Genomic DNA, 3,212 nt, shown 5'->3' with positions numbered 1-3,212 from the left:
GGCCCCCGGCGGCGACGGCCTGCGCGAACGCCTCCATCGCCGGGCAGGCCCGGCTCGGACGAGCTCGCCCAGCGCCGCGAGGACGGCGTCGACCGAGACCGGCTCGGCCCGGCTGCCGACGAGGCACCGCATGCCGGGCGAATCCGCGAGCACGCAGGCATCCGACGCCCAGGACGCCAGGATCGCGCGCTTGTCCGCCCGCGAGAGCGCGGGGTGGGCCAGGACCTCCCGCGGGTGGCGGAACACGTCGCCGGGGGCGACGAGCGCCTGCCAGGCCTCGAACGAGGCCGGATGGGCGCCGCCGGAATCATGCGCGCCATCGGGGTTCATGGCGCCGGAACCGAAATTCATGGCGCCGGAACGGAAAAGCTGCGTCTCCCTCATCGATGATCCTCCTTCCTGATGCGCGATGGGATGGACACACGGGCCGGAGCCCCCGCGCGGGCCCGCAGGCCCGCGCGGCACAAGGTTCACGGCCGTCGGAATCGAGGCGCGCCGGGGGCTCAGGCCGCCTTGCGCCCGGTCTCGATCCGGCTCGGCGCGTCGTCCTGGCTGACCGCGTCCCGGCTCACGGCGGGCACCGTCCCGCCGATCGGGATGCGCCGCGGCTTGAGGGCCTCGGGCACCTCGCGCTTGAGGGTCACGGTGAGCAGGCCGTGCTCGAGGCTCGCGCCGACGACCGTCACGTGGTCGGCCAGCTCGAAGGTCTGGCGGAACGTGCGGGTGGCGATGCCGCGATGCAGGATCCGGCGCTCGTCCTCGGGCGCCTTTCGCCGGCCGGCGACCAGAAGGCTGGCGCCGTGCTGCGTCAGCTCGATCTCGCCGGGCGCGAAGCCGGCGACGGCCATGGTGATGCGATAGGCGTCGTCGGCCACCCGCTCGATGTCGTAGGGCGGCCAGGTCGACGACGCCTCGGCCTGCGCGGCTCGGTCCAGCATCGCGAACAGGCGGTCGAAGCCGACGGTGGATCGGTAGAGCGGTGCGAAATCAAGGGTCCTCATGACCACATCCTCCTGGGAGCAACGTGATGACAAGGGTCGCCGGATGCCTTCCGGCGCCCGTGGGCGAGCCTTCGAACGGCCTCGCGCGCAGAAAATGCGAACACCGCGATCCGGTTCCCGGCCGGCTCCGAAAAATTCTCCTGGCGTCCGGCGTGCGATGCCGGGGGAGGGGGCCCGAACGCCGGGCCTCGCACGGGCCCGCCGACGAGCCGCGGGACGGCAGGTCGGGGTCGCCGGCATGCGCTTCCACTGATGCAACCGACAGGTTGTAGCAGGTGACGGCATCCGTATTCGCGCGGCCGCTTCGGCGTGCGCGCAACACTTCGTCGGTAGCGCGGGCTTAACCGCTTGCCGCGTAGAGGATGAACACCGCGCCCGAGAGGAAAAACTCGGTCTTGCGCCGTCATCCCGGGGCTTTCGAATGCGTGCCGTCGTCGATCTACGCCTGATGACCAAGCTCCTGCTGGTCTTCGCCGTCATCATCGGCGCGGCCGGCCTCGCCGCGCTGGTGAGCTGGCGCGGCCTCGGCTCCGTCGAGGAGGCGCAACGGTGGCGCGATCACACCTACCGAGTCCTGGAGCAGGTCGAGGCGCTGACCACCGCCATGGTCAACCAGGAGACCGGCCTGCGCGGGTACCTGCTGAGCGCCGAGCCGAACTTCCTCGAGCCCTACCGGGCCGGCACCAAGGCCTACGCCGATGCCCTCGCCCGGATCCGCGCGCTGGTCTCCGACAACCCGGCGCAGCTGCAGCGCCTGGGCGCGCTCGACCAGGACGCCCAAGCCTGGCACGACGGAATCGCCGAGCGCGAGATCGCGCTGATGCGCGACGAGCCGACGCGCGGCCAGGCGCGGCAGCTCGCGATCTCCGGCGCCGGCAAGGCGGCGATGGACCGGCTGCGCCTGAAGGCCGCCGAGATCGCGACGATCGAGCGGAGCCTGCTCGACGACCGGGCGCGGATCGCCGAGGCCGCCGGCGCCGGCTCGCGTCAGGCCGTCCTCGTCGGGCTCCTCGCCATGCTCGCCGCCGCCGCCTCGGGCGCGCTCCTGGTGAACTGGGCGGTCTCGCGCCCGATCCGGGCGATCACCGACCTGATGGGCCGCCTCGCGCGCGGCGACACCGGCGCCGAAATCCCGTTCCGGGACCGCCGCGACGAGGTCGGGGCGATCGCGGGCGCCGTCCAGGTCTTCAAGGATACCCTGATCCGCACCCAGGCGCTGGAGGCCGAGACGGCGCTCGCCCGCGCCTCGGCCGAGGAGCAGCGCAAGGCCGGCATGCGCCAGATGGCCGACGGGTTCGAGCAGGCGGTCGGCGGCATCGTCGGGCGGGTGTCGTCCTCGGCCGGCGCGCTGCAGGCCACCGCCCGGACCATGACGGCCACGGCGGCCGGGACCGCCAGCCAGTCGACGACGGTGGCCGCCGCCGCCGAGGAGGCGGCCGTCAACGTCAACACCGTGGCCGCCGCCGCCGAGGAGCTCGGCGCCTCGGTCCAGGAGATCGGCCGGCAGGTCTCGGGATCGGCCGACCTGGCGCAGCGCGCCGTCGCCGAGGCCGACGACACCGCCGCCCTGGTGCAGGACCTCAGCGCCGCGGCCGGGAAGATCGGCGACGTGATCGGCCTGATCTCCAACATCGCGAGCCAGACCAACCTGCTGGCGCTCAACGCGACGATCGAGGCGGCGCGGGCCGGGGAGGCCGGCCGCGGCTTCGCGGTGGTCGCCGTCGAGGTGAAGGAGCTCGCCGCCCAGACCGCGCGGGCCACGCAGGAGATCTCGGACCAGATCGGCCAGATCCAGGGCGCCACAGGGCAGGCCGTGCACGTGATCGGCTCGATCGCGGCGCGCATCCGCGAGATCGACATGGTAGCGACGACGATCGCGGCCGCCGTCGAGCAGCAGGGCGCGGCCACGCAGGAGATCGTGCGCAACGTCGGGCAGGCGTCCAGCGGGACGAACGAGGTGATGAGCAACATCGCGGGCGTGGCGCGCGCGTCCGAGGACACCGGGGCGGCCGCCAGCCAGGTGCTCGCCTCCGCCTCCGAGCTGTCGCGCCAGTCCGAGCACCTGACCGCGGAGGTCGCCCGCTTCCTGGCGACGGTCCGCGCCGCCTCGATCGTCGCGTTGAGCGCCAGCAGGTTGGTCTGGCTCGCGATGTTGGAGATCAGGCCGATCACGTCGCCGATCTTCCCGGCCGCGGCGCTGAGGTCCTGCAC

Annotated in this window: 1 protein-coding gene and 3 pseudogenes; 1 reads left to right on the top strand and 3 read right to left on the bottom strand. The window is 73.2% G+C overall.

All coding sequences use genetic code 11. The annotated features are described in order from the left end of the window. Positions 1–330: pseudogene (locus FV230_RS26425) on the bottom strand (hypothetical protein); the annotation flags it as partial. Positions 331–503: 173 nt separating this feature from the next. After that, a complete protein-coding gene (locus FV230_RS26420) occupies positions 504–1,001 on the bottom strand; it encodes an Hsp20 family protein (protein WP_147844493.1) in 498 nt (165 codons plus the stop codon). A gap of 421 nt (positions 1,002–1,422) precedes the next feature. Here FV230_RS26420 and FV230_RS31030 point away from each other — a divergent pair. Continuing rightward, positions 1,423–3,108, top strand: a pseudogene (locus FV230_RS31030) (CHASE3 domain-containing protein); the annotation flags it as partial. On the opposite strand, the pseudogene FV230_RS26415 reads toward FV230_RS31030, so the two are convergent. Next, positions 3,099–3,212 (bottom strand): annotated as a pseudogene (locus tag FV230_RS26415) (methyl-accepting chemotaxis protein); the annotation flags it as partial. The pseudogenes FV230_RS31030 and FV230_RS26415 overlap by 10 nt on opposite strands.

Origin of the sequence: Methylobacterium sp. WL6 (genome assembly GCF_008040095.1) — a bacterium.
Classification (GTDB): domain Bacteria; phylum Pseudomonadota; class Alphaproteobacteria; order Rhizobiales; family Beijerinckiaceae; genus Methylobacterium.
Note: the sequence above shows the minus strand (reverse complement) of the source record. Positions and strands in the feature narration are given on the sequence as shown.